General features: G+C 72.2%; 24 protein-coding genes. 9 read left to right on the top strand and 15 right to left on the bottom strand.

The window, feature by feature from the left end; all coding sequences use genetic code 11:
* Positions 1 to 146: 146 nt before the first annotated feature.
* Genes ACN28A_RS07085 through ACN28A_RS07075 form a run of 3 tightly spaced genes read right to left on the bottom strand, consistent with a single transcriptional unit; the run spans position 147 to position 2,531 of the window.
* Positions 147 to 1,004 (bottom strand): ABC transporter permease, encoded by an 858-nt coding sequence (locus tag ACN28A_RS07085; RefSeq protein WP_421393497.1) that lies wholly within the window; start codon positions 1,002 to 1,004, stop codon positions 147 to 149.
* Entirely contained in the window at positions 1,001 to 1,849 is an 849-nt protein-coding gene (locus ACN28A_RS07080) for an ABC transporter ATP-binding protein (RefSeq protein ID WP_421393495.1), read from the bottom strand. The genes ACN28A_RS07085 and ACN28A_RS07080 overlap by 4 nt, the downstream gene beginning before the upstream one ends.
* A 49-nt stretch (positions 1,850 to 1,898) precedes the next feature.
* Complete coding sequence (locus tag ACN28A_RS07075) at positions 1,899 to 2,531, bottom strand: DUF4126 domain-containing protein (RefSeq protein ID WP_421393493.1); 633 nt, start codon at positions 2,529 to 2,531, stop codon at positions 1,899 to 1,901.
* 74 nt (positions 2,532 to 2,605) lie between these two features.
* Between ACN28A_RS07075 and nucS the strand changes: the two genes are divergently transcribed.
* The 4 genes from nucS (at position 2,606) to ACN28A_RS07055 (ending at position 5,366) form a co-directional block, all read left to right on the top strand.
* A complete protein-coding gene (nucS, locus tag ACN28A_RS07070) occupies positions 2,606 to 3,265 on the top strand; it encodes an endonuclease NucS (protein WP_421393491.1) in 660 nt (219 codons plus the stop codon).
* A gap of 155 nt (positions 3,266 to 3,420) precedes the next feature.
* Positions 3,421 to 3,831 carry a hypothetical protein gene (locus ACN28A_RS07065; RefSeq protein ID WP_421393489.1) on the top strand — a complete coding sequence of 137 codons (411 nt, stop codon included), beginning with the start codon at positions 3,421 to 3,423 and terminating at the stop codon, positions 3,829 to 3,831.
* A 13-nt stretch (positions 3,832 to 3,844) separates the two neighbouring features.
* On the top strand, positions 3,845 to 4,447 hold the full coding sequence (locus ACN28A_RS07060; RefSeq protein ID WP_421393487.1) for a cell wall protein: 603 nt from the start codon (positions 3,845 to 3,847) through the stop codon (positions 4,445 to 4,447).
* 82 nt (positions 4,448 to 4,529) lie between these two features.
* Complete coding sequence (locus tag ACN28A_RS07055; protein ID WP_421393486.1) at positions 4,530 to 5,366, top strand: MauE/DoxX family redox-associated membrane protein; 837 nt, start codon at positions 4,530 to 4,532, stop codon at positions 5,364 to 5,366.
* A gap of 27 nt (positions 5,367 to 5,393) precedes the next feature.
* On the opposite strand, the gene ACN28A_RS07050 is transcribed toward ACN28A_RS07055, so the two are convergent.
* Together ACN28A_RS07050 and ACN28A_RS07045 are read right to left on the bottom strand one after the other, a co-directional pair.
* Positions 5,394 to 6,062: a class I SAM-dependent methyltransferase gene (locus tag ACN28A_RS07050; RefSeq protein WP_421393484.1), complete on the bottom strand. Its 669-nt coding sequence runs from the start codon at positions 6,060 to 6,062 to the stop codon at positions 5,394 to 5,396.
* 79 nt (positions 6,063 to 6,141) lie between these two features.
* Complete coding sequence (locus ACN28A_RS07045; protein ID WP_421393483.1) at positions 6,142 to 7,638, bottom strand: aldehyde dehydrogenase family protein; 1,497 nt, start codon at positions 7,636 to 7,638, stop codon at positions 6,142 to 6,144.
* Positions 7,639 to 7,849: 211 nt separating this feature from the next.
* Here ACN28A_RS07045 and ACN28A_RS07040 point away from each other — a divergent pair, with 211 nt between their 5' ends.
* The 3 genes from ACN28A_RS07040 (at position 7,850) to ACN28A_RS07030 (ending at position 11,689) form a co-directional block, all read left to right on the top strand.
* On the top strand, positions 7,850 to 8,386 hold the full coding sequence (locus ACN28A_RS07040; protein ID WP_421393481.1) for an FHA domain-containing protein: 537 nt from the start codon (positions 7,850 to 7,852) through the stop codon (positions 8,384 to 8,386).
* Between the two features lie 402 nt (positions 8,387 to 8,788).
* Positions 8,789 to 9,856, top strand: a complete 1,068-nt coding sequence (locus ACN28A_RS07035) for an alpha/beta fold hydrolase (RefSeq protein ID WP_421393479.1) — start codon at positions 8,789 to 8,791, stop codon at positions 9,854 to 9,856.
* Positions 9,857 to 10,066: 210 nt separating this feature from the next.
* The gene (locus ACN28A_RS07030; RefSeq protein WP_421404205.1) at positions 10,067 to 11,689 is read left to right on the top strand and encodes a 3-hydroxyacyl-CoA dehydrogenase family protein; all 1,623 of its coding nucleotides are present in this window, start codon (positions 10,067 to 10,069) and stop codon (positions 11,687 to 11,689) included.
* A 30-nt stretch (positions 11,690 to 11,719) separates the two neighbouring features.
* Here the strand turns inward: ACN28A_RS07030 and ACN28A_RS07025 are convergent, their stop codons facing one another.
* The 5 genes from ACN28A_RS07025 to ACN28A_RS07005 all read right to left on the bottom strand — a co-directional run bounded on the left by ACN28A_RS07025 (position 11,720) and on the right by ACN28A_RS07005 (position 17,778).
* On the bottom strand, positions 11,720 to 12,820 hold the full coding sequence (locus ACN28A_RS07025; protein ID WP_421393477.1) for an Ig-like domain-containing protein: 1,101 nt from the start codon (positions 12,818 to 12,820) through the stop codon (positions 11,720 to 11,722).
* Positions 12,821 to 13,013: 193 nt separating this feature from the next.
* Positions 13,014 to 14,129, bottom strand: coding sequence for an FG-GAP-like repeat-containing protein (locus ACN28A_RS07020; protein ID WP_421393475.1), 1,116 nt, complete (start codon positions 14,127 to 14,129; stop codon positions 13,014 to 13,016).
* Positions 14,130 to 14,170: 41 nt separating this feature from the next.
* On the bottom strand, positions 14,171 to 15,298 hold the full coding sequence (locus tag ACN28A_RS07015; protein WP_421393473.1) for an Ig-like domain-containing protein: 1,128 nt from the start codon (positions 15,296 to 15,298) through the stop codon (positions 14,171 to 14,173).
* Positions 15,299 to 15,405: 107 nt separating this feature from the next.
* Positions 15,406 to 16,515, bottom strand: coding sequence for an Ig-like domain-containing protein (locus ACN28A_RS07010; RefSeq protein ID WP_421393471.1), 1,110 nt, complete (start codon positions 16,513 to 16,515; stop codon positions 15,406 to 15,408).
* A 165-nt stretch (positions 16,516 to 16,680) separates the two neighbouring features.
* Positions 16,681 to 17,778 (bottom strand): Ig-like domain-containing protein, encoded by a 1,098-nt coding sequence (locus ACN28A_RS07005; protein WP_421393469.1) that lies wholly within the window; start codon positions 17,776 to 17,778, stop codon positions 16,681 to 16,683.
* 167 nt (positions 17,779 to 17,945) lie between these two features.
* Between ACN28A_RS07005 and ACN28A_RS07000 the strand changes: the two genes are divergently transcribed.
* Both ACN28A_RS07000 and ACN28A_RS06995 read left to right on the top strand, forming a co-directional pair.
* On the top strand, positions 17,946 to 18,272 hold the full coding sequence (locus ACN28A_RS07000) for a hypothetical protein (RefSeq protein ID WP_421393467.1): 327 nt from the start codon (positions 17,946 to 17,948) through the stop codon (positions 18,270 to 18,272).
* Positions 18,273 to 18,389: 117 nt separating this feature from the next.
* The gene (locus ACN28A_RS06995; RefSeq protein ID WP_421393466.1) at positions 18,390 to 19,190 is read left to right on the top strand and encodes an alpha/beta hydrolase; all 801 of its coding nucleotides are present in this window, start codon (positions 18,390 to 18,392) and stop codon (positions 19,188 to 19,190) included.
* 133 nt (positions 19,191 to 19,323) lie between these two features.
* Here ACN28A_RS06995 and ACN28A_RS06990 read toward each other — a convergent pair whose 3' ends face one another.
* From ACN28A_RS06990 to ACN28A_RS06970, 5 genes are read right to left on the bottom strand one after another with little or no spacing between them, the layout of a single operon-like run.
* Entirely contained in the window at positions 19,324 to 20,346 is a 1,023-nt protein-coding gene (locus ACN28A_RS06990) for a glycosyltransferase family 2 protein (RefSeq protein ID WP_421393464.1), read from the bottom strand.
* Complete coding sequence (locus ACN28A_RS06985; RefSeq protein ID WP_421393462.1) at positions 20,343 to 21,203, bottom strand: glycosyltransferase; 861 nt, start codon at positions 21,201 to 21,203, stop codon at positions 20,343 to 20,345. Before ACN28A_RS06985 ends, ACN28A_RS06990 begins: the two co-directional genes overlap by 4 nt.
* Entirely contained in the window at positions 21,200 to 22,051 is an 852-nt protein-coding gene (locus ACN28A_RS06980) for a glycosyltransferase family 2 protein (protein WP_421393460.1), read from the bottom strand. Before ACN28A_RS06980 ends, ACN28A_RS06985 begins: the two co-directional genes overlap by 4 nt.
* A gap of 55 nt (positions 22,052 to 22,106) precedes the next feature.
* Positions 22,107 to 23,531 (bottom strand): O-antigen ligase family protein, encoded by a 1,425-nt coding sequence (locus ACN28A_RS06975; RefSeq protein WP_421393459.1) that lies wholly within the window; start codon positions 23,529 to 23,531, stop codon positions 22,107 to 22,109.
* Between the two features lie 53 nt (positions 23,532 to 23,584).
* On the bottom strand, positions 23,585 to 24,595 hold the full coding sequence (locus ACN28A_RS06970; protein ID WP_421393458.1) for a hypothetical protein: 1,011 nt from the start codon (positions 24,593 to 24,595) through the stop codon (positions 23,585 to 23,587).
* Between the last annotated feature and the right edge of the window lie 18 nt (positions 24,596 to 24,613).

The following is a 24,613-nucleotide window of genomic DNA, read 5'->3' as shown; positions in this document are numbered from 1 at the left end:
CAGTCCAGAAAAGAGGAGTGGCCCGCCGGCAGGAGGGGTGGTCACCGACGGCCTTCGCCCGGCCCGCCCTGACCGCGCCGCCCGACCGCGCCGCGCCGATCGCCCGGTCCGACCACGCGGGCGGCCAGCCGTCGGGGTGGTCGGGGTCAGCCGTCGCGGCGGCTGGTCCAGCGGAAGGTGCTCAGGCAGAGCAGCAGGCCGATGACGCACCAGGCGGCGAGGACCAGGGCGACCCGGCCCAGTTCGAACGAACCGGCCGGCTCCTGGCTGCCGAACGATTCGGGCAGGAAGACCGAGCGCAGTCCCTGGCACATCCACTTCAGCGGGAAGACCGCCGCGATCTGCTGCATCCAGCTCGGCAGCTGGGTGAAGACGATGAAGACCCCGGAGATGAACTGGAGGATCAGCGCCACCGGGGTCACCGTGGCCGAGGCGCCGCGCCCGGTGCGGGGCAGCGAGGAGAAGGCGATACCGCAGAGGGTGCAGGCGGTGATGCCGAGTACCGAGACCCAGAGCAGGGTGAGCCAGGCGCCGGCGGTCTGCGGCAGGGTGAGGTCGAAGAGCAGCGTGGCGACGGCCAACAGCAGCACGGTCTCCGCCACGCCCACCACGGCGACCATGATGATCTTGCCGACGAAGTACACCCACTTCGGCATCGGGGTGCCGCGCAGTCGCTTCAGCACGCCCCGGTCCCGCTCGATCGGGATCTGGATGGCGAGGCTCTGGAAGCCGACGGTCATCAGTCCGGTCGCGATCATGCCGGTGACGAAGTACTGCGTGAACTTCGCCCCGCCGCCGATCTCACCCTTGAAGATCGAGGCGAAGATCAGGATCATGATCACCGGGAAGAGCATGGTGAAGACCACGGACTCGCGGCTGCGCAGGAACTGGCGTACCTCCAGGCGACCCTGCCGCAGGCCGAGCGCGACCGGCCCGACCCGGCGGGCCGGTGCGGACGCCGGCCGGTGCCCGGCGGTCTCCGGTGCGGTCGTCGAGGTGCTCATCGGTGCCCGATCATCCGTAGGTAGACGTCCTCGAGGGTGGGTCGGGTCACGGTCAGCCCCGGCACCTCGCCGCCGAACCGCGCGGCCAACTCGGCGACCAGCGCCGTCGGCGTCGCACTCTCGGCCCGTTCCACGTCGCCGGTCGGGGTACGCCAGGAGACCGTCGCCAGCGCCTCGGCCCGGTTGCCCAGCCGGGCCGGGGCGGCCACCTCGACCAGCCGCCCGCCGCTGATCACCGCGACCCGGTCGGCCAGCGCCTCCGCCTCGTCCAGGTAGTGCGTGGTGAGCACGATCGTGGTGCCCGCGGCGGCCAGGTCCCGGATCAGCTCCCAGAACTCCCGGCGGGCCTCCGGGTCGAACCCGGTGGTCGGCTCGTCCAGGAAGAGCAGCTCCGGCCGGCCGATGATGCCGAGCGCCACGTCCAGCCGGCGCTTCTGCCCGCCGGAGAGGGTGTGCGTACGTGCCCTCGCCTTGCCGGCCAGCCCGACCCGCTCGATCACCTTGTCCGGATCGTCGGGGTCGGGATAGAAGCCGGCGAAGTGGTGCACCACCTCGGCCACGGTCAGGTCGTCGAACTCGCCGGTGCCCTGGAGCACGATGCCGACCCGGGACCGCCACCCGCCGTCCGCGTGGTCCGGGTCGACGCCGAGCACGCTCACCTCGCCCGCGTCCCGGCGCCGGTAGCCCTCCAGGATCTCCACCGTGGTGGTCTTGCCGGCGCCGTTCGGGCCGAGCAGCGCGAAGACCTCGCCCCGGGACACCGCCAGGTCGACGCCGTCCACGGCGGCCGTCCCGCCGTACGCCTTGCGCAACCCCCGTACGGAGATCGCGAGCTGCTCTGCCATGGCTCAACTATGCGCGACGGAGCGGCCGTACCGGTCACCGGGTCGGCCGTCAGTAGTCCGCCATCGTCTCTTCCCGCGCGGCGACCCGGGCCGCCCGCCGTTGTGCCCGGCGTCGTCTGCGGCGGCGGACCACCCAGACCGCGAAGAGTGGCACGACCAGCAGGAAGAGCAGGACCAGTACCGGCAGCAGGATCGCCGAGAGCGAGAAGACCACGCTCGTCGCGTCCTCGGCGGTGCTCGCCACCGGGGCGCCGAAGCCGGCCGTACCGGCGTTGATCACCGGCCGGGCGGCCGCCTTGACGCCATGCACGCCGAGCGCGATCAGCACCCCGGCCACCACCGGCACCCACTCGTGCGAGCCGAAGAACTGGCCGGGATCGCTCACCGTGACCGTCTCCGCCCCGGAACCCGCGCCGAAGGCGAGTCCACCGGCGGTCGGCCGGACCACTGTCTGCACCACGTCGTTGACGTGGTCGACGACCGGCACCTTGTCGGCCACCATCTCGACGGCGAGCAGCACCACCAGGATGGCCAGCACCCAGCCGTTGGAGATCCACTGCCAGCCGCCGGGCAGGTTCACCACGTCGGTGTACCGGGCGAGCAGTCCCATGGTGAGCAGCGGGATGTACGCGTTGAGACCGGCCGATGCGGCGAGACCGGTTCCGGTGAGGGCTTCCAGCACGTCTACCAGGATGGCATCGACTCGCCAGGACTGCGCGGCCAGCGGGACCGGGGGTGCTCGGCTACCCTCGTCGGGTGCGGTTGGTGATTGCGAAGTGCTCCGTGGACTACGTCGGACGGCTCTCGGCACACCTGCCGCTGGCGACCAGGCTGCTGATGGTGAAGGCGGACGGGTCGGTCTCGATCCACGCCGACGACCGGGCGTACAAGCCGTTGAACTGGATGAGCCCGCCGTGCCGGCTGGAGGAGGCCCCCGGGGTGTGGCGGGTGGTCAACAAGGCCGGCGAGGAGCTGCGGATCACCCTGGAGGAGATCTTCCAGGACACCTCCTACGAGCTGGGCGTGGACCCGGGGTTGCGTAAGGACGGTGTGGAGGCGCACCTACAGGAGTTGCTCGCCGCCACTCCCGCCGAGCTGGGCGAGGGGTTCACGCTGGTCCGTCGGGAGTACATGACGGCGATCGGTCCGGTCGACCTGCTCTGCCGGGACGCCGCCGGTGCCGCCGTGGCGGTCGAGGTGAAGCGGCGCGGCGAGATCGACGGGGTGGAACAACTCACCCGCTATCTGGAACTGCTCAACCGCGATCCGCTGCTCGCACCGGTCAGCGGGGTCTTCGTGGCGCAGGAGATCAAGCCGCAGGCCCGGGTGCTCGCCACCGACCGGGGTATCCGGTGCGTGGTGGTGAACTACGACCGGCTGCGCGGCATCGAGCGCGACGAGCTGACCCTCTTCTGATTCTCCCCCGGTCGGGGTGACCCCGGGCGGTTTCGCCTGCCGGCAGTGAAGAAAACTTTCAGTTACATCGATTGACTCCGTGGATTTCTGCCGTAATAATTGGCGTCAATATTGATCAACGTCGTTTCCCTTAACCCCCGAAGGGAGGACCGATCATGGCAGCTGTGACCGGAGAGGTGTCCTGGTTCTGTTGCGGCAGCGCATGGGGACCGTGCGCGTCGACCGGCCGGGGTGCCTGCGGCACCTGCACCTCCGGCAACTACCAGCACGCCTGGCCGAACACCTCGCAGGCGTGCCTGGACATCACCCGACCGCACGTCTGCGGCACCAGCCTGGCCCGCCGGACCTGCGGATTCGTCCACTACACCACGAACCTCTGCAACGGGGCCCGGGTCGGCACCTCGATCGCCGACTGCGGCCCGCAGACCGACCTGTTCTGCGGCGAACGCGCCTGCTGCGGCGCGTCCTGCGGAACCAACCGGATCATCGACCTGACCCCGGCGGCGTACAGCGCGATCGCCAGCCTCTCCACCGGGCTGCGGCCCTGCTCGGTCAACACGGTGTAGGGAGGAGCCCACGATGGCGAACACGATGGACCGACGGCGCCTGCTCAGCACGGCCGTACTCGGTGGGGCCGGCATCGCCGGAGCCACCGCGCTCGGCTCGCTCGCCCCGGAGGCGGCCCTCGCGGCCGAACCGGTGAAGATCGCACCCGGCGCATCCGACCCGAACTTCGCCGAGGGGCGGGTCAGCTCGATCACCGGCACCGTGGTGCTGCTGGCCGGCTCGGACGGCGCACTGCACCGGATCCAGGTCACCAACGGCACCAGCATCTGGAAGTTCCAGCCGACCACCTTCGACCGACTCGAGAAGGGCGACGGCATGTACGTCCGGGGCGTCCGGCTCCCCGACGGCACCCTCGCCGCCGACTCGCTCTGGGCCAACATCGTCAACCTGACCGCGCACATCGCCTCGGTCGGCCGCAACGTGCTGCACCTCGACCACCACGGCCGGCGGCTGATCGGACACGTCGTACCCGGCACCACCGCGGCGGTCTACAACGGCACCCCGGCCATCTCCGACGTCTCGCTGCTGAAGGTCGGCGGGCACGTCCAGGTGATCGGCGCCTGGCACCCCGACACCAACGAGATCAGCATCGCCACCGTCTACGCCGCCAACTGAGGTGTAAGGAAGGGGCCCCGCATATCGCTTCTTGTTGTCGCGGGGGCCCTTCCTTGCACCTGTTCCGAGAGAGGAGGGTGACATGTTCCAGTCGTTGGCGGCGGTCCAGTGCCTGCTGGTCGGCGTCGTGCTGATCTGGTCGGCCCGGGTCAAGCTCTTCGACCGGCGCGCGGCCGAACTGGCCGGCAACTCGGCGCTCGGCAGGCTGCTCGGTGCCGGGCGGGCCGTGCCGGCATACCGCGTGCTCGGCGGGACCGAACTGCTGCTCGGCGTCCTGCTGGTGCTGCCACCGGCCCCGGTCGCCGAGCCGCTGGCCGCCGCCGCACTGGCCGCCGGCTTCGTCGGCTATCTCTGGTACGCCCGCCGCGTCGCACCCGGTGCCTCGTGCGGCTGCCTGAGCGCCAGGGCCACCCCGGTCACCGGGCGCGGCATCGGCCGGGCCGGCCTGCTGGTGCTGGCCGGCCTCCTCGGCGTCGCGGCCGGTGGCACGTACTGGCTGCCGGCGCTTACCGCCGCACCGGCCGCCTCGGTCGGCCTGTTGCTGGTCGAGGGGGCACTGGTCGTCGCGTTGTCACCGGAGTTCGACGCGTACTGGCTGCTGCCGCTGCGCCGGTTCCGTGCCCGGCTCACCCATCCGCTGCGCGGTGGTGCCGGGGTGCCGCTGCTGGCCAGCGTTCAACAGCTCCAGCTCAGTACGGCGTACCGGCAGGTCGCCGGGCTGCTCACCTCGGACGTCCGGGAGCACTGGCTGGAGGAGTCCTGGCGGATGGTCTGCTACTCGGCCCGCTACCAGGGCCGGCCGGCGACGGCGGTCTTCGCGGTGCCGGCCGGGGAGTTGGCACCGGACCGGGTCCGGGTGGCCCTGGTGGACGACTCGACCGGAGCAACCCTGGTCGCCGGTGCCGGTGCGGACCGTTGATGAGTGGTCGCCGGTGCGGACCGTCGGTCAGTGGTCGCCGGTGCCGGTGCGAACCGCGATCAGTGATTTGACCATCCCGGCCAGCCGTTCGGCCCGGATCCGGGAGTGCGGGAAGTAGTGCCGCATCTGCGACCGGTCCACGAGTTCGGTCCAGAGCACCTGCTGGGTCGCGGTCTCCCGGCAGTCCGGCCGGGTGTGCGCCAGTGGCCAGCGGCGGGCCAGCGCGATCCGCACCCGGACCGGGGTGAACTGCATCCCCGGGGCGATCCAGTGCGGCTCGATCGGAAAATACCGGTACGGCGTCTGCACCCAGTGCGCGTCGGAGAGCGCGTGCACCGTCTCGGCGAACCGCAGCCGGCGCTCGTGTCCGCCGACGTGTTCCAGCACCGAGTTGGAGAAGACCAGGTCGTAGCGGCGGTTGGCGATCTGCCGGGGCAGCGCGCAGGCGTCGCCCCGGTCCACCTCCGCCCACTCCGGTACGTCCGTCGGGGCCTCTTCGAGGTTCACCACGTGCACGTGTTTGGGGCGTACCGGTGCCTGCTGCCAGGTGTCGACCCGTCCGCCGAGGTCGATCACGGACATCTGGGCCAGGTCCGGGAACGTCTCGGCGAGCCAGCCGGCCCGGCGCGCACGCCGTCGGCCGCCCCACGAGTTCTCGCTGTCGACCAGCCGGAATCGCAACGCGTGCAGCCCCATTGGCCGAACGGTACCGATGCGGGAGGCGGCCAGGGATGTCTTAGTCGCCCTTTTGTCCCTACGATCGGTCAGGTTGCGATCACCGTCCGTACATAATCTTTGCTGCTTTGACGATCCTTTCCACCTGGGCCGGAGTCCGCTCGAAGGTCATCGACGGCAGCACGGACCGGGCCCGCCGTCTCGTCACCGCCTTGCTGCGGGCGAACTCGCGGAGTCCGTCCGCGCCGTGGATCCGGCCGAAGCCGGAGTCGCCGATTCCGCCGAACGGGAGTGTCGGCATCCCGACGAAGGTCAGCGTGGAGTTGATCGCCGTCATCCCGGAGCGGATCCGGCCGGCGATCTCGGCCGCCCGGCGCCGGCCGAAGACCGAGCCGCCGAGGCCGTAGCGGACCGCGTTCGTGCGGCGCAGCGCCTCGTCGGCGTCTTCCACCCGGGCGATGGTGAGGGTCGGCCCGAAGGTCTCCTCGCGGACCGCGTCGGCATCCTCGGGTACGTCGAGGAGGATCGTCGGGTGCACGTACGGCGGCCGTACCGCCTCCGGCCCGCCGAGCACCGCCCGCCCGCCGCGTGCCACGGCGTCCTCGATGTGCTGGCGGATCGTGTCGATCTGGCCGGGCATGGTGATCGGGCCGAGGTCGGTGCCGTCGGCCCCGACGGTGAGCCGCCGTGCCCTGGTCACCACCTTGTCGACGAAGGCGTCGTAGACGGGTGCGGTGACGTAGGCCCGTTCGATCCCGATGCAGGTCTGCCCGGCGTTCGTCAGCGCACCCCAGACACACGCCTCGGCGGCGGCGTCCAGGTCGGCGTCGTCGTCGACGATCATGGCGTCCTTGCCGCCCGCCTCGACGACAAGCGGGGTGAGCGTCTCGGCGCAGGCCGCCATCACCTTCTTCGCGGTACGCGTCGAGCCGGTGAACGCGATCTTGTCCACCCCGGACCGGCAGAGTGCGGCGCCCACCTCACCGAGCCCGTGCACGGCCTGCAACACCGGCTGTTCCGGCACGATCTCGGCGAAGGTGTCCACCAGCCACTGCCCGACCGCCGGGGTGTACTCGCTCGGCTTGAGCACCACCGCGTTCCCGGCGGCGAGCGCGTAGCCGAAGGCGCCCAGCGGGGTCAGTACCGGATAGTTCCACGGCGCGATCATCCCGACCACGCCGAGCGGCCGGTATTCGAGCCGGGCGGAGAACTCGGCCACGACGAGCCGGGACCGCATCCGGCGGGGCCCGAGCACCCGCTTGGCGTTCCGGGCCGCCCAGTCGAGGTGGTCGATCGCGCTCACCGCCTCGACCACCGCGTCGGCGATCGGCTTGCCGGTCTCCAGGTGCGACAGTTCGGCGAGTTCGGTGATCCGGTTGGCCAGCAGCGCCCGCCAGCGCAGCAGCCGGCTCCGCCGGCCGGCGAAGCCGAGGTCGGCCCACCACTGCGCGGCGGTCCGGGCCCGTGCGACGGCCCGGCCGACCGCCTCGGCGTCCGCGACCGGGAACCGCCCGGCCAGCTCCCCGGTCGCCGGATTGGTGGAGACCAGCTCGCCGTCGGAGATCTCGGGTACGCCGGGAGCGTTCACGGTCGTCATGGCGGAAGTCTAGACCCGAGGATTACTCGCGGGTAGCCATACGCATCGCCGCGCCCCGATCTCCTCTCCGCCGAACCGACGAGCCCGGATCCGCCCCCCGGCCAGCGCGACTCGGACCGCCAGGACGTGGAACCGGACCGGGTCGGATGGAAAGCTGACCCGGGGGGCCGACGTTGCCGCGTCGGTGGGGCAGAGCCGGATGGAGAAATCCATGTCCGACGAACTGGAGCTGTTGCCGATACTGACCGTCACCAGCGGACCACTGAGAGGGGCCAGCTTTCGGCTGCGTCCCGGGGTGCGCCGGATCGGTCGGTCCGACGGCGTAGACGTGCCGCTGGACGATCCGTTGGTCAGTCGCTGGCACGCCACAGTCGAACTCGCCGCCGGGCGGGTACTGCTCACCGACCGCGGGTCGACGAACGGCACCTGGCTGAACGACGAGCGGCTCGCCGGGCACACCGAGCTGCGCGACGGCGACCGGATCCGGTTCGGCAACCTGGAGCTGCGGTTCTTCGACCCCGGTGCCGCCGCCACCGACCAGTTGGGCACCCTCAGCCGAGGGCTGACGCCGCCGCCCCCGCCGCTTCCCCCGCCGACCGCCCCGACGCCGGAGGCGGCCGGCGCGCTCGCCGCGCCGACCCAGTTGATGGGTACGGCCGGCCGACGCTCCCGGCGGATGCTGTTGATGATCGGCGGCGGGGTAGCCCTCGTCGGCGGAATGACCTGGGCCTACCTGGCCTTCCAGTGACGGCCTCCCGGCTCCCGTGGAGCGGCGGCCCGTTCCGCCCGCCGGGCGGCACAACCTGCTGGGCAGACTGTCGAGCTGGGTGCACGAACGGGGCACCGAAGATCCTCCGGGGGGCTCGTCGCGTTCCGCCACCGAAGCGAAGCGGACGCGGTTGGCGGGCGCGGTTGGCGGACGCGGCTGGCGGACGCGGTTGGCGGGCGCGCAAGCGGGGCAGCTCGACAGTCTGCGCGGCGGGAATGGTCCGGCGCGTCCGGCCGGCGCGGTCGCCGGTCGAGCGTCCGGACCGCGCCGCGCCGGGTCGGGTCGGGGGAGTGGGAGTGGGAGCCACGTGAGGATCCGGTCCCGGGATGTGTCGGACGGCCACATGTCGTCGCGGGCGGACCGGCTGGCATCATCGCTGCGATGGAGATCCGGCGACACGAGATTTCGGCGAACGGCATCCGGCAGCGGGTACTGGTGGCCGGTCCCTCCGGCGGCCGTCCGGTGGTGCTGATCCACGGCAACTGCTCGTCCGCCGACTTCTGGCAACCGCTCGTCCGGCACCTGCCGACCGACCTCCGGCTGGTCGCCCCCGACCTGCGCGGCTACGGCGGCACCGAGGCGGCGCCGGTGGACGCGACACGGGGACTGGACGACTTCGCCGACGACGTCGCCGCGCTGATCGACGAGCCGGCCCTGTTCGGCGCGGCGGGCGCCCGGCCGGTGCTGGTCGGGCACTCGCTGGGCGGCGGGGTGGTGATGCGGCTGCTGGTCGAGCATCCCGACCGGGTGGCCGGACTGCTGCTGGCTGCGCCGGTGTCGCCGTACGGCTTCGGGGGGACCCGGGGGCTGGACGGCACCCCGACCACCGCCGACTTCGCCGGCACCGGAGGTGGCACGGGCAACCCGGACTTCGTGGCCCGGCTGGCCGCCGGAGACCGCAGCGCCGACGAGCGGACCAGCCCACGGTCGGTACTCCGCAGCGCGTACGTCGCCGACCCGGCCAGCCTCGGTGCCGACGAGGAACTGCTGCTCGACTCGGTGCTCTCCACCGCCACCGGTGACGACAACTATCCGGGCACCACGGCGCCGAGCGCCAACTGGCCGGGGATGGCGCCGGGAGACCGGGGCGTACTCAACGCGCTGTCGCCGAAGCATTTCCGGACCGCCGACGAGCTGGTGGCCGTGCCGGTCAAGCCGCCGATCACCTGGGTACGCGGCGACGCCGACGTGATCGTCTCGGACACCTCCCTCCTCGACCTGGCCCAGCTCGGCGCGCTCGGCGTACTGCCCGGCTGGCCGGGGGCACAGGCGTGCCCGCCGCAGCCGATGGTCGGGCAGACCCGGGCGGTGTTGGACCGGTACGCGGCGGCGGGCGGAAGCTACCGCGAGATCGTCTTCCCGGGCTGCGGCCACTCGCCCAACGTCGAACGCCCGGTCGAGTTCGCCGCCGCCCTGTCCGACCTGCTCGACCAGCTCGACCAGCGGTAGGCCGGCGCACCCGCAGGCCCGGCCGAGGCGTCCGGGCGGCCCGTGGCAGACTCGCCGCAGGTGACCCAGCGGCCGTTCAGCCGGCGGCCCGGACGCAGTGGGAGGCCAGGGGTGGCAGGCGAGACGACCGGTGCCGGCGGCACCATCGACACCGGGACGACCGGTGCCGGCGGCACCATCGGTACCGGGACGACCGGTGCCGGCGGCACCATCGACACCGTCGGCGTCGTCGGGTTGGGCACCATGGGCGCCGGGATCGCGGAGGTCTTCGCCCGCAGCGGCCTCCGGGTGGTGGCCGTGGAGATCACCGCCGAGGCGCTGGACCGGGGCCGGGCGACCCTGGCCCGCTCCACCGACCGGGCGGTCTCCCGGGGCCGGTTGAGCGCCGCCGACCGGGACGCGCTCGTCGAGCGGATCACCTTCGCCGTCGGGCTGCCCGCGCTGGCCGAGGTCGACCTGGTGATCGAGGCGGTACCGGAGCGGCTCGACCTCAAACGACGGCTCTTCGCCGAGCTGGACCGGATCTGCCGGCCGGGCGCGATCCTGGCCAGCAACACCTCCTCGCTGAGCGTCACCGAGATCGCCGTCGCGACCGGCCGGCCGGACCGGGTGCTCGGGATGCACTTCTTCAACCCGGCGCCGGTGATGAAGCTGGTCGAGGTGGTCCGGACCGTCACCACCTCGGCCGAGGCGGTCGGCGCGGTGCAGGCGCTCTGCGCCCGGCTGGGCAAGGTCGGCGTGACGATCGCCGACCGGGCCGGCTTCGTCGCCAACGCGCTGCTGTTCGGGTACCTCAACCAGGCAATCGCGATGGTCGAGTCGGGGTACGCCACCCGCGAGGAGATCGATACCGCGATGCGGCTCGGCGCCGGGCTGCCGATGGGGCCGCTGACCCTGCTGGACCTGATCGGCCTGGACACGGCGTACGAGATCCTGGAGACCATGTACCGGCGGGGTGGGCGGGATCGGCGGCACGCCCCGGTGCCGCTGCTGCGTCAGATGGTCACGGCTGGACTGCTCGGCCGCAAGTCCGGCCAGGGCTTCTACGCCTACGAGCGGCCCGGTTCGGCAACCGTCGTACCCGACGGGCAGACCCCGGCACCGGCGGCCGGCGGCCGGCCGGTGCGCCGGGTCGGGGTGGTGGGTGCGGGCGACCCGGCCGACCGGCTCGGCGACCTCTTCGGACAGGCCGGCTACGACGTGCTGGTGACCCCGCCGGAGCAGCTCGGCGGGCTGGCCGACGCCGACCTGGTGGTGGAGGCGGTGGCCGACGAGCTGGCGGTCAAGCGGGCCCTCTTCGCCGAGCTGGCCGAGGTCTGCAAGCCGGAGGTGCTGCTCGCCACCACCACCGGCACGCTGCCGGTGATCGACGTCGCGATGGCGGCCCGGCAACCGGCCGAGGTGGTCGGGCTGCACCTGCTCGACCCGACCCGGGCCGGCGCGCTCGTGGAGATCGTCCGGACCGTGCGCACCTCGGCCGAGGCGGTCGCCACCGCCCGGACGGTCTGCGCCGGGCTGGGCCGGACCGGGGTGGTCTGCGGAGACCGGGCCGGCTTCGTGGTGAACGCACTGCTCTTCCCGTACCTGAACGACGCGGTGCGGATGCTCGAGGCGTCGTACGCCTCGGCTGACGACATCGACCACGCGATGACACTCGGCTGCGGATATCCGGCGGGCCCGTTCGAGGTGCTGGACGCGGTCGGCCCGGCGGCGGCGCTGCGGATCCAGCGGGCGCTCTACCGCGAGTCCCGGGAGCCGGGGCTCGCCCCGGCGCCGCTGCTGGAGCAGTTGGTCACCGCCGGCCGCCGCTTCCGGGACCCGGCAGCGGGTTGACGGCTCAGCGGCCTGACGCGGGCTGGCGACTCAGCGGGTGAGCCGCAGGCTCACCGCCGCGTTGCTGGTCCGGCCGGCCTCGCTGAGCCGGTAGACGAACCGGTCGGACCTGGCCCGGTGGCCGGCGTGCGGCCGGTAGACGATCGTGCCCCCGGTGGTGACCTGCACGGTGCCGTGTGCCGGCCGGCTGACGATGCTGACCCGGGTCGTGCTGGTGGCGAAGTCGTTGGCGAGCACCCGGATGCCGGTCGCCCGGACCGCACTGATCTGTGCGTTGTCCCGGATCGCCGTCGGGGCCGGGCGGAAGGTGCCGGTGCCGGTGCCGACGAAGACGTTTCGGGCCCCGGTCACGTCGCTGGTGGTGAGCACGTCGGGGAAGCCGTCGTTGTTCACGTCCGCCACCGAGACCGTCCAGAAGTCGTCGCCGTGGACGTCACCCCGCAGATCCACCACGGTGCCGTCGTCCAGTACCACGACCACGCCGGTGAAGTACGCGCCGCACCCCTCGACGTACGCGATCGCCACGTCCATCGCGCCGTCGGCGTCGAAGTCGGCGAGCTGGTACTGCGGCCGGCCGGAGCAGTACCGCACCGGGCCGGGAACCAGCGTGCCGCCGGTGGTGGCCAGGTAGGTGGCGAACCCGTCGCCCTGGTCGGTCCACTCGTAGACGTCCTGGCGGCCGTCGCCGTTGAAGTCGGCGGTGCCGATGTAGCTGGGCTGCCAGATGGTGCGGAAGCCGTGGATCACCCGGAAGCCGTCCAACAGCAGCAGGGTGTCGTCGATCGACGGCGGCGGGCCGGCGAACCAGGTGACCACGAGTTCGTCGGCGGCGTCGCTGTCGAGGTCCAGTCCGACACCCATGTCCGGGCAGTACTCCGCCGACGACAGGTACGGGTAGGACTGTGCCGGGCCGTAGCCTCCGCCGGGACGGCCGAGTTCGACCCTCACCACGCAGCCCGAGGTGCCGGGCGCGGCGCCGAGCATGTTCCGGTCCGGCCGGCCGTCCCCGTTCACGTCGGCGACGATCGGCTCGTCCGGCCAGCCGGCGAGCGCGGGCGGTGCGGTCGGGCCGACGGTGGCGGTAGCCACCGCAACCGTGACCGCGAAGATGCTGATCCGTCGGCTCCACATGATGCCTCCTCGGCCAGAATGGATTCTTTAGGGCAAATCACTTCTGGTGGAGAATAGGCCGCATGCAGAGCAATAACGGATGTACTGACTGTAATGTGACACGCTGTTCGGCCAGGCAGCGGTTGGCGCAGACCGGTCCCGGGCCGGCTGGCCGCGGTCGAGCGGGAGATCGGCGCGTGGCCAGCCCGGGGAGTCAGTCGACGATCCGCAGGCTGACCGCGGCGTTGCTGGTCCGGCCGTCCTGCGTGAGCCGGTATACGAAGGTGTCAGTCCTGCCGTGGACCGGATTGGGCGTGTAGATGATGGTGCCGTTCGTGGTGACCTTCAGCGTGCCGTACCGGGGTGGCGTCCAGATGCTGACCTTGAGGCGCCCGGCGGCGAAGTAGTCGTTGGCGAGCACCACGATGCCGGTCGCCTTGACCCCGCTCACCGTCGGATAGTCGCGGACCGCGACCGGTGACCGGACGAAGGTGCCGTTGCCCACGCCGATGAAGGTGGTGACCTCGCCGGTCAGCTCGCTGTAGGTGGTCACGTCCGGCACGCCGTCCCGGTTGGCGTCCTCGGTCTCGACGGTCCAACTGTCGAAACCCTCGACATCGGCATGCAGGTGGATCAGCCGGCCGTCGTCGAGCACCACCACCACGCCGCTGAAGTAGGCGGCGCAGCCCTCGATGTACGCGATCACCACGTCCATCGCGCCGTCGCGGTCGAAGTCGGCGAGCCGGTGGGTAAGCGGGCCGGAGCAGTGCCGCACCGGGCCGGGGGTCAGGCCGCGGATGCCGGTGGCCAGGTAGGTGGCGAACCCCTCGCCCTGGTCGGTCCACTCGTACACGTCCTGCCGGCCGTCGCCGTTGAAGTCGGCGGCGCCGATGAAGCTGGGCTGATAGATGGTGTTGAAGCCGCCCGCGATCCCGAAGTTGTCCAGCACCAGGAGGGTGTGCGAGACGGTGCTCGGCGGACCGGCGGACCAGGCCACCGCGAGTTCGTCCGGCGGGTCGGTGTCGAGGTTGAGCCCCACTCCCATGTCCGGACAGTTGGGCTCGGTGGCTGGCACGGACAGGTAGGTGTACGGCTGTGCCGCCCCGTAGCCACCACCGGGTAACCCCAGGCTGACCACCGCCCGGCAGGCCGTCGATGCTCCCACGAGGCGGTCGAGCACCACCCTGTCCGGGCGGGTGTCCCCGTTGACGTCGGCGATGACCGCCTCTCCCGGGCCGCCGGCGGCGGCGCCGGAGACATCCGTGCTCACCGAGCCGGCTGTCGTGATTGCCGCCGTCATGGCGACGGCGGCGAACCGCCTACCCCTCATGCCCCGCCTCCTTGGACTCGCCGACCCCTGCCGGGGTCGGGCTATCCGGTCCAGCGCAGGTACACGACCCCGGTGCTGCGGTGGTCGCCATCCGTGAGCTGGTACGTGAACCGATCGGTCACGCCATGGCCGGCCCGGGGACGGTAGACGATGCGACGGTCGCTGATGACCTGGACGGTCCCGTACCGGGGCGGTGTGCCGATCGTGACCGTCGCCCGCGAACTGACGTAGTCGTTGGCGAGCACGTCGATCGTCACCGCCTTGGTGCCGGTGAGCGTGACCGAGTCGGTGGTCGCCCTGGGGGACTGGACGAAGATGCCGCTCGGGGTGCCGATGAAGAACTCGATCGCTCCGGTCAGCCGGGACACCGTGCGGATGTCCGGAATCCGGTCGCCGTTGGCGTTGACGACCTGGCTCGTCCAGGTCTCCACACCGAGCGGGTCGTACTGGAGTTCCTGTGCCGTACCGTCATCGAGCACCACCGCGACGCCGGTGCTTACGGTGAACGACAGGCAGCGTTCCGTGTAGCTGTTCACCAGGTCGGTGGCGCCGTCCAGGTCGAAGTCGGCCAGGTCGTAGTCGATCGGGATGGCGCACCACTCGGTCGGCCCCTGCACCAGGGTGCCGTCGCCCTGGTTGAGGTACGTCTCGATGCCCTGGCCCTGGTCGGTGACCGCGTAGACGTCCTCCCGCCCGTCGCCGTTGAAGTCCTCGGTGCCGAGGTAGTACGGCGCGAAGATCGCCGACAACAGGCCGGACGCCGGCCGGAACGAGTCGTCCAGGATCATCAGGTTGTACGGCACGGTCGGCGGCGGTCCCGGGTACCAGGCCAGGACCAGTTCCTCCCGCCGGTCGACGTCCAGGTCGGCGGCCACGCCGAGTTCCGGGCACCGGGTGCCGACACCGGTACCGCCTGGCCGCAGATAGACGGAGGCGACGGGCAGCCGGTAGTCGCCGGAGGCGGTGCCGTATTCCACGATCACCGAGCACAGGTCGGGTTGGACCAGGCCGAGGGTGATCCGGTCGGTGAAGGTGTCGCCGTTGACGTCGCCGAATATCTGCTCGCCCCGGCCGCCGGCCCAGGCCGCCGGTGGCGCCCAGACCACCGTTCCGCCCGTCACCACCACCAGCACCAGCACCACCACGAGCGCGGTACGCCTACGCCACATGGCGCCTCCCTGATACGTCGACGTGTCCGGCCCTGGCCGGCCCCGATGGGTTTCGGTCCGGGCCTGGTCGGTCCCGGACGGTCCCCAGTCGCCCGGAACGGCCTCGGTCAGTCCGGGAAGCTGAGATAGACGGTGGCGCTGGACTGCCGGTCCTCCTCCGCCACCCGGTAGGTGAGCCGGTCGGTGCGACCGTGCCGCGCAGCCGGTTGGTAGAGGATCCGTCGGTCGGAGAGGACCTGGGTGGTGCCGTACCGGGGCGGGGCGGTGACCGTGACCTTGGCCCCCCGGCTGACGTGGTCGTTGCCGAGCACGTCGATGGCGAGTGGTCTGACCCGGTCCAGGGTGACCCGGTCGGTGTTCGCGTCAGGCGCTCGGACCAGCAGGTACATGCCACCGTCTCCGGTGTTGACGAAGTGGCTCACCCGGCCGGTGTGCTGGTTCGTGGTCCGGACGTCGGGGTAGCGGTCGCCGTCGGCGTCGACCACCCGGGCGGTCCAGCGGGTCTGTCCGGCCGGATCGATCTCGAGTTGTTGGACCGAGCCGTTCTGCCGGATCCGGACGACGCCGCTGCTGCCGTCGCCGCACGCCTCGGCGTAGGCCAGCAGGACGCCGTCGACGCCGCTACGGGTCCAGTCGGCGAGCTGTGCTGTCGGGGTGTCGACAGAGCAGAACCGGATCGGACCCGGGACGACCGTGTCGCCGCGGATGACGGCGTTGACGATCCCACCCGGACCGATCGCGTACGGCGAGGGTGCGGCGCCGGGGCTGAACACGCCGACTCCGAAGTAGGCGGGTCGGGTCAGCTCCGACGTGTAGGTCATCGCGGGCTGGAAGGTCGGAGGATAGAGGAAGAGTCGGTTGAAGGTGAGGCCGGCCGGGGCACCCCTGCTCCATCCGATGCCGAGGTCGTCGAGCCCGTCTCCGTTGAGATCGGCGGCGACCCCGATGTCCGGGCAGTCCGGCATCGGCGTGGTGCCCGGCCTCAGGTAGACGAAGGCGATCGGGGGCAGCGTGCCGGACGCCGAACCGTACTGCACGATGGTGGAGCAGCGGTCCGGGCTGACCGATCCCAGTTGCGCCGCGTCCAGGATGCCGTCGGCGTTGAAGTCACCGTAGACAGTTTCGCCCGGGGCGGCGGCCCAAGTGACGGGTGCTGGCGCCGCCAGACCACCGACGACGGCCGCGACCAACGCAGCGCTGAGACGGATGCTCCACATTCCGATCTCCTATATCACGTTTTGGCTGCTCAGTCGGGCAAGCCCATATTTGGGACGCTAGACCGATTCTTGCCGTATCGACCGATGCTGACGGTGATCCGACACCGGATCGGCACGACATGACCCCAGGTCAGCGGGTATCCGGGACCGGCGGCTCCGGCGGGTTCAGGGAAAGCTGATGTAGACCACCGCGTTGCTCCTGCGGTCACCACGCTGGATCTGGTAGGTGAACCGGTCGGTACGGCCGTACCCGGGCCGGGGGCGGTAGAGGATCCGCCTGTCGGAGAGCACCTGTGTGCTGCCGTACCGGGGTGGCACGATGACCACGACCCTGGCCTCGGCCGCGACGTAGTCGTTGGCCAGTACGTCGATGGCCAGCGGCTTGACGTCGGTGAGCTGAACCCGGTCGGTGTTCGCGTCCGGGCCTGCTACGAAGTTGCCGTCGCCGATCCCGTGGTAGTAGTTGACCTGGCCGGTGCTCAGGTTCTGGGTCCGGATGTCCGGGAAGCGGTCGGGGCCGAGCTGGCTCACCCTGACCCGCCAGGCGGCCTGACCGGTGAGGTCGAGTTCCAACTGCCGCGTCTGGCCGTCGTCGAGCACCACCACCACGCCGTTACCGCCGTCCGCGCAGCCACCGGTGTAGGTCAGCACGGCGTCCGCCCTGCCGTCCAGGTCGAAGTCGCTGTGCTGGAAGGCCGGCGTTCCCGCCGAACACCACTGCCCGGGGCCGAGTGCGGCGGCGCCGTCCTCGATGACACTCGTGTAGTAGCCGCCCGGACCGACGGCGAACGGCGTGACGACGCCGGTGCCGGTGAAGTCCTGGGTGCCGAGGAACTGCGGGTTGGGCAGCGGCGAGGTGAAGGTGTCGATCGTGGTGAAGTCGTCGTCGATGGCGATCCGGTTGTAGGGGATGCCGGGTGGCACGGCGTCGCTCCAGGCGACCCAGAGCTCGACGAGGCGGTCGTCGTCGGCGTCGAACGCGGTGCCGATGTCCGGACAGTCGATGCCGACGTCAGGCCCTGGCGGATGGTAGGTGAAGGCGATCGGCGGCAGGTAGACCCCGGGAGCGGAGCCGTACTGGATGATCAACGAACAGAGATCGGGCTGGATGGCTCCGAGGATCGCCCGGTCGGGTGTGCCGTCGCCGTTGAAGTCGGCCAGGATCGGCTCGCCCGGGGCGCCGGCCCAGGCGGGCCGGGGTAGCGATTCGAGGGTGAGCAGTGTCGTCACCACCAGGGCCGCGAGGATGGGTTTGCTCCGCATCGCGTCCTCCTCACTTGGGCCGGAACCGGCCGAAGGATGTTCCGGCACCGTAACCCTTCTTCAGCAGACCACCGCGTGTGCTGACCGTGATTTGACAACTACGCACAGCAACTGTCCGACCTCGAGTGCGTCGGTCGACCGCATCCGACGCCGCGTACCCTGAAAAAGTGAGCCCGCGTCGCAACCGTCCGCGCGCCGACGACGCGCCGCCGCTGGACCGTGCCCGGCTGGAGCGCGGCATCGGCTCGGTGCAGAGCTGGCGGGACGGCGAGTGGCAGGTACGCGACATCCCGGGCAGCGCGGCGACCAAGACGTACCGCTGTCCCGGCTGCCTCCAGGAGATCCGCCCCGGGGTGGCCCACCTGGTCGCCTGGCCGGCCGACGGGCAGGGCGACCTGACCGACCGCCGGCACTGGCACACCGGCTGCTGGCGGGCCCGGGACCGGCGCGGCCCGGGGGTGGAACGCTCGCGCAGCGCCCCCCGGTACGGCTGAGCCCGCCGGCCGGCCCGGCCGGACCGCCCGGAGGCCCGCGCGAGATTCGAGGGATCTTCGTCACGCACTCGGCGGGTACGCCGTCCGGCCCGGCCGGGGCGGGTAAGACTGATCCCTGTGAGTACAGCCATCCGCGCCGCCAGCATCCTGCCCGCCCGGCGGGAGGAGATCGAGCTGCACACCGCCGACGGCCTGCGACTGGTCGGCGAGCTGGCCCTTCCCGCCGACCGGGACCCGGTCGCCACCCTGGTCTGCCTGCACCCGCTGCCCACGCACGGCGGGATGATGGACAGCCACGTCTTCCGCAAGGCCGCCTGGCGGCTGCCCGCGCTTGCCGACCTCGCGGTGCTGCGGTTCAACACCCGGGGCACCAGCAGCGTGCGCGGCACCAGCGAGGGGACCTTCGACGGCGGCGAGGCGGAACGGTACGACGTCGCCGCCGCGATCGAGTACGCCGAGTTCGCCGAACTGCCGAAGATCTGGCTGCTCGGCTGGTCCTTCGGCACCGACCTGACCCTGCGGCACGGCTGCGACCCGGGAATCGTCGGCGCGGTCCTGCTCTCCCCGCCACTGCGCAGCAGCGGCGACGCCGACCTGGCGGTCTGGGCGGAGTCCGGCAAGCCGCTGACCGCGCTGGTTCCGGAGTTCGACGACTACCTGCGGCCGGAGGAGGCTCGGCAACGGTTCGCCGCCGTGCCGCAGGCCGAGGTGATCGGCGTGCCGGGCGCCAAGCACCTCTGGGTCGGCGACGCCGAGACCGTACTCGACGAGGTGGTCCGCCGGGTCAACCCGGCGGTGCGGGTACCGCTGCCGACCGAGTGGGACGGGCCGATGGAGACCGGCGACGCGAGTGCGTACGCCGACCGCACCGTCGCGGCCTTCGCCGACCTGCCTGGGCCGGGCGAACAGCCGGACTGACTCGCGGTGCCGGGCGAACAGCCGGAGTGACTCGCGGTGCCGGGCGAACAGCCGGAGTGACTCGCGGTGCCCGGGGATCGACCGGCCCGGAACGCGGTGCCGGGGGAGGCGACCGGACCGGATCGGCGGTCGGTCAGCCCTCGGGGTCCGGGGCACCGCGCGGGGCCGGCGGCGCCGGCCCACCGACCTCCACCGGCGGCAGCTCCTGCACCGGAGACAGCTCCTCCACCGGCGGCAGCCCGTCGGCCGGTGGCCAGCCGGCCAGCCAGGTACGCCGCTGCCGCCACACCTGCGGCCAGTAGCGGGCCCGGCCGGTCAACCGGGACCCGGCCGCCCGCACGGCGATCCCGGTCCGCAGCAGGGCCCGGCCCAGCGCCGCCCGGAGCGGGGACCAGCGCAGCCGGAGGAAGGTGACCTGGCCGCGCAGCAGCATCACCCGCTTGCCCGCGCTTGTCGAGGCGGCCCCGCCGACGTGCAGGACCCGGGCCGACGGGACCAGCACCGGGGCGGCGCCGAGCACGGTCGCCCGCAGGCAGAGGTCGAGATCCTCGCAGTACATGAAGTAGTCCGGGGTGAAGCCGCCGAGCTGGCTGAAGAGGGTCCGCCGGACCAGCAGCAGGCAACCGGAGGCGGCCGGCACCCGCACCGGTGCGGAGCGGTCCAGCCAGGGCAGCGCCTCCCGGTTGAACAGCCGGGACCGGCCGAACAGCGTGGAGAGCCCGGTGGCGAAGCAGGTGAGCGTCCAGAGCGAGGGCGGGCCGAAGACCGAGTGCCCGTCGTCGCTGCCGTCCGGGGCGAGGGTACGGCCGGCGTAGATGCCGTGCCCGGGACGCTCCCGGGTGAACGCCAGCAGCTCGGCGACGACGTTGCCGACCGGTTCGGTGTCCGGGTTCAGCATCAGCAGCCAGTCGCCCCGGGCCCGCGCCGCGCCGACGTTCACCGCCCGGCCGAACCCGACGTTGCGGGCCAGCCGGACCACCCGCGCCTCCGGGAAGGCTGCGGCGACCGCCGCCGCCGACCCGTCGGTCGAGGCGTTGTCGACCACGATCACCTCGTACGGCTCGCCCGGGCAGGCGGTGCGCAGCGTGGCCAGCGCGGTCAGGATCAGCTCCCGGGTCTGGTAGGAGACCACCAGCACGCTGACCAGCGGGTTCACGGCGCCGCTCCGTCCGGCTCGGCGGGTACCCGGCTGGACTCGTCGCGTCCCCAGCGGTCCCGGACCGCCGGCCGCCGGGCGGCGGTCGCGGCCAGCAGGGTCAGCCCGGCGTAGCAGATCCCGGCCGGCAGCAGCCACGGCCGGGGCAGCACCACGTCGACCAGCCAGGAGGTTCGCCGGGCCCGGCGTACCCGCCCGTCGGCGGCGCGCAGGCTGGCGTTGCCGGCCCGGACCCGGCCGAGCCGGCGGAGCAGGTCGGCGGTGCGCCGGGGGGTGGCCACCACCGTCGCCACCTCGGTCACCTCCCGCTTCTCCGTCCCGGTGAACTGGCCGTCCAGGAAGAGGTCGTCGGCGACCACGTCGGGAAACCTGTCGAACCGGGCCCGACCGGCCGCCGAGAGCGCGATCGCACCCCGGCCGAAGAGCGCGTTCCGGTACGCCGGGTGCCGCCCGTTTATCGCGTAGTAGCCGCGTACCAGCAGCGGACGTCCGCTGGTGTCCAGCCGGCGGCGCGGCGCGGCGGCGAGTGTCCCCGGTGCGGCGACCGCCGCCGCCAGCGTCCGGGCCCCGGCGGTGGGCAGCGCGATGTCGGCGTCCAGGTAGATCCGGGGAAAGCCGGCGACCGCGTCGTCCCCGGCGTTCAGCGCGGCCGGCTTGCCCGGCTCGGGCAGCTCCCGCAGCAGCACCCCGGGCACCGACCGGGCCACCTCGGCGGTGCCGTCGGTGCAGCCGTTCGCCACCACGACCACCTCGAACTCGCCCGGCCGCGCGTCGGCGAGCAGGGTCCGCAGGGTCCGGCCGAGCACCGCCGCCTCGTCGTGCGCGGCGATCACCACGCTCACCGGTCCCCGGGTCACCACGGCGCCCGCCCGGTCAGCGCCAGCCGGAGCCGCCGGGTGGCGTTGCGGCGGCGCAGCCGCCAGCCCTGGTACTCCCGCAGGTCGAGCGGGGCGGCCTGGACCACCCGGGCGGAGTGCCGCATCTGCTCGGTCCACTGCGCCAGCGTCGTCACCCCGGTCCGCCGGGCCGACAGCGGCCGGCGGGCCACGAAGTCGGCGTCGGTGCGGTAGATGGTGTGCGGGCTGCGCGGGTCGTCCAGGTGCTCCTCGGGCAGGAACGGGTGGTACCAGCCGTTCAGCCAGCCGAGCCGGGCCGCCCGCAGGCACCAGGCGGTGAACGTCTCCGTGCCGGCCAACGGACCGACCTGGTCCAGCGTCTCGCGCTTCATCAGATAGCCGCTGCCCTGCACCCAGTGGTTCCGGAACAGTCGGTGCCCGTTCGGATAGTCCACCAGCTTCGCCGCCACCAGCGCCTCGTCGACGTCCTCGGCCGGGAACCGCCAGGTGCCGACCACCCCGAAACCCGGTACGTCCCGGTGCGCCCGGCGCAGGATGGTCAGCCAGTCCGGGTCGGGCAGGCAGTCGTCGTCCACCTTGCTCAGGTAGGAGCCGGTCGCCCCGGCCCAGAGCCAGTTGGTCGGCTCGGTGAGCCCGGCGTTGGCCGGACTGTGCCGGAACCGGTGCACCCGGGGATGGTGTCGCAGTTCCTCGACCGCATCCAGGGTCGGTCGGTCGGTGCCGTTGTGCCAGAGCCAGACCCGGGCGTCCGCCGGGCAGCTGTCCAGCAGGTGCGGCAGCGACAGCCGGACGTACTCCGGCCGGTCGTACGTGATCATGAGAATGTCGATGCCACCGTCGCCGGTCATCCGACCGCCCACCTTCCGCTCGGTCCCCCGGAGCCGGCCGCTCGCCGGGTGCCGGTCATGCCCGTGCCACCGCCGCCGCCGGCTCGTCACCGCTGCCGGCCCGGTGCCCCGACCCGACCCGGTCGGCGCGGCCCGACTCGATCCGGTTGGCGCGTTCCGCCCTGGTGAGCCGCCACAGCGCACCGGTCAGGCCGAGCAGCACGTGCACCGTGACGAAGAACGTGCTGAAGTACATCGAGTCGAAGGTGAAGCCGGAGAAGGCGGCCACCCCGATCGCCACCGCCAGCGTCGCGGCCAGGTCGCGGTCCCGTTCGGTACGGGCGAACCGGCGTACCCGGCCGGCGACGACCACCCCGGCGAGGAAGAGCACCGCCAGTCCGGCCACCCCGATGATGCCGCCCTGGACCAGGGTGGTCAGCCACTGGTTGTCAAGCAGTTGGTAGAGCTCCGGCAGGAAGGTGCCGACGCCGCGCCCCAGCCACGGGCGTTCCCGGATGAACGGGGCCACGTAGTCGTAGTCCTCCACCCGGGCCCGCACGCTCGGGTCGCTCTCGCCGGCCAGCAGCAGCGACTTGATCGCGGCGAGCAGGCCGGGCCGGGCGACCTGGATCAGCGCGGTGAGGAGGCAGCCGACCACGAGTACGTTGAAGGTGGTCCGCAGCGGCCAGAGCAGGACCAGCAGCAGGATCGCCGCGCCGAGGGCGAGTACCCCGGTCCGGGACAGCGAGATCGGGATGACCCCGGCCTGGAACATCGCCAGCGCGCCGTAGATCTGCCGGTCCCGCCGGGTCGCGGAGAACCGGGCGAAGTGGATCGCCACGACCAGGCCGATCACCATCAGCACGCTGAACTCGATGTAGTGCCCGGCGGTGCCGGCGACCCGGACCAGCCCGTCGCCGCCCCGGTCGCGGAACCCCACCACCTCCTTGTGGAAGGTCAGCAGCGGCGGCAGTTTCAGGTAGGTCGTCAGGTCGATCCGGGTGACGAACTGCACGAGCGCGACGAAGGCCATGAAGGTGGCGCCCCAGCAGAACCAGCGGAGCACCCGGTCGACGCGGTCCCGGGTCAGCACCCCGTCGGCGGCGGCGAGCAGGATCCCGGCCCCGGCCAGGGCCATCAGCAGGGTCCGTTCGGCGCCGTTCGCCTCCAGCACCGGCATGCCGCGACCCTGCCCGGCGACGTAGGAGAGGAAGAGGCTGACCAGGTAGATCGCCATCGCCCAGCGCATCGGCTGCTGACCCCGGGTCACCAGGGTGGGGTGCAGCCGGCTCAGCGCCCACCAGACCAGCAGGCCGAACCCGACCATCAGCCCCGGCTTGCCGAGGTCGCTCAGGGGCGGGAAGACCAGCCGGAAGGGGAGCAGGTAGACGAGCATGACCGACGCGATGACCGCTGCGGTGGCGTCCGGGAAGTGGCGTACGGCGGGGGTGATGCCGTCGTACACCGTGTCGGACCGCCGCGCGGATAGGTAGGTCGGCACGTCGCTCGTCTCGTCCGTGCGCCGTCAGCGGGCGCTGGGTGGCTGCCCGGGGATCATCGGCCCGGATCGTCCAGGACCTTGCGGGCGGTGCTGCCGAGCAGGACCGTCTCCTCGGCCGTCGGGGTGGCGGCCCGGTCGTCGACGGACGGGCCGGCGTACCGGTCGTCGGCCTGCGGATCGGGGTGGCGGTCGTGCGCCTGGTGCGCCGGGGTCCTGTCCTCCGGGCCGCGCGCGGCGCGCCGGGAGACCGCCTGGGTCGGCTCGCGACCGGCGGGCACCGCTGCGCCCCGGGGCGTCGGAGCCGGCGAGATCGGTGCCGTCCGGGCCACCGGCGACGGCGCGACCGCCGGCCCCGGTCGCGGCCTGCCGACCACCGCCTGTCCGGCGGTCACCGCCGAGCCGCCGTTCCAGGCCATCGGGGTGGGCGCGTCCCGGCGCACCCCGAGCCGGGCGTTCGCCCTGCGCCGGGCCACCGCGTCGTGGACCACGGCGGCGACGGCGGCCAGCAGGATGCCGATGGCGAGGATCACCACCTGGGCCCGCAGCACGTTGGAGCGGGACGGCAGGATGTTCAGCCCCGGATCGAGCACCTCGGTGGTGATCTGCTCGCCCGGGTTGGGCCGGTACGGCGCCTGCTGCCCGGCGACCTCGTCGTGGACGAGCTGGGTCACCGCCTCGACGGTCTTCCGGGCGCTCTCCTCGCTGGACGCGGTCACCGCGATGGTCAGGATCGAGCTGCGGGTCACCAGCCCGACCTCGTAGTCGGGGTCGCCGCCGGCCGCCGCGATCCTGGTCCGGGCGTCGTGCGCGGAGGTGGAGATCTGTACGGCCTGGGCCATCGCGTTCTCTCCGATGCGCAGCCACGGGTTGCCCGGCCGGGGTGCCGCATCCGGCTCCGGGGCCGCCGAGGTGGTCGGCGGCACCAGCAGGATCGCGACCTCGGTCTTGTATTCCGGCTGGATCGCCAGTCCGAACGCGAGGGCCGCGCCGAGCGTCACGACGACGATCGGAACCGAGACGTACCACCGCCGGAACATGAGCTTCAGCAGGTCGAGAAGGTCCATCGGGCGGCCCTTTCGAAA

The organism is Plantactinospora sp. WMMB782, from assembly GCF_049179135.1.
Taxonomy (GTDB): domain Bacteria; phylum Actinomycetota; class Actinomycetes; order Mycobacteriales; family Micromonosporaceae; genus Plantactinospora.
This window is presented reverse-complemented; position numbering and strand designations above follow the sequence as displayed.

Bases quoted from the DNA above. Each gene is read 5' to 3' on its own strand.
- ACN28A_RS07085 (WP_421393497.1), bottom strand. From the start codon at position 1,004: ATGAGCACCTCGACGACCGCACCGGAGACCGCCGGGCACCGGCCGGCG.
- ACN28A_RS07080 (WP_421393495.1), bottom strand. From the start codon at position 1,849: ATGGCAGAGCAGCTCGCGATCTCCGTACGGGGGTTGCGCAAGGCGTAC.
- ACN28A_RS07065 (WP_421393489.1), top strand. From the start codon at position 3,421: ATGGCAGCTGTGACCGGAGAGGTGTCCTGGTTCTGTTGCGGCAGCGCA.
- ACN28A_RS07060 (WP_421393487.1), top strand. From the start codon at position 3,845: ATGGCGAACACGATGGACCGACGGCGCCTGCTCAGCACGGCCGTACTC.
- ACN28A_RS07055 (WP_421393486.1), top strand. From the start codon at position 4,530: ATGTTCCAGTCGTTGGCGGCGGTCCAGTGCCTGCTGGTCGGCGTCGTG.
- ACN28A_RS07050 (WP_421393484.1), bottom strand. From the start codon at position 6,062: ATGGGGCTGCACGCGTTGCGATTCCGGCTGGTCGACAGCGAGAACTCG.
- ACN28A_RS07045 (WP_421393483.1), bottom strand. From the start codon at position 7,638: ATGACGACCGTGAACGCTCCCGGCGTACCCGAGATCTCCGACGGCGAG.
- ACN28A_RS07040 (WP_421393481.1), top strand. From the start codon at position 7,850: ATGTCCGACGAACTGGAGCTGTTGCCGATACTGACCGTCACCAGCGGA.
- ACN28A_RS07035 (WP_421393479.1), top strand. From the start codon at position 8,789: ATGGAGATCCGGCGACACGAGATTTCGGCGAACGGCATCCGGCAGCGG.
- ACN28A_RS07025 (WP_421393477.1), bottom strand. From the start codon at position 12,820: ATGTGGAGCCGACGGATCAGCATCTTCGCGGTCACGGTTGCGGTGGCT.
- ACN28A_RS07020 (WP_421393475.1), bottom strand. From the start codon at position 14,129: ATGAGGGGTAGGCGGTTCGCCGCCGTCGCCATGACGGCGGCAATCACG.
- ACN28A_RS07015 (WP_421393473.1), bottom strand. From the start codon at position 15,298: ATGTGGCGTAGGCGTACCGCGCTCGTGGTGGTGCTGGTGCTGGTGGTG.
- ACN28A_RS07010 (WP_421393471.1), bottom strand. From the start codon at position 16,515: ATGTGGAGCATCCGTCTCAGCGCTGCGTTGGTCGCGGCCGTCGTCGGT.
- ACN28A_RS07005 (WP_421393469.1), bottom strand. From the start codon at position 17,778: ATGCGGAGCAAACCCATCCTCGCGGCCCTGGTGGTGACGACACTGCTC.
- ACN28A_RS06980 (WP_421393460.1), bottom strand. From the start codon at position 22,051: ATGACCGGCGACGGTGGCATCGACATTCTCATGATCACGTACGACCGG.
- ACN28A_RS06970 (WP_421393458.1), bottom strand. From the start codon at position 24,595: ATGGACCTTCTCGACCTGCTGAAGCTCATGTTCCGGCGGTGGTACGTC.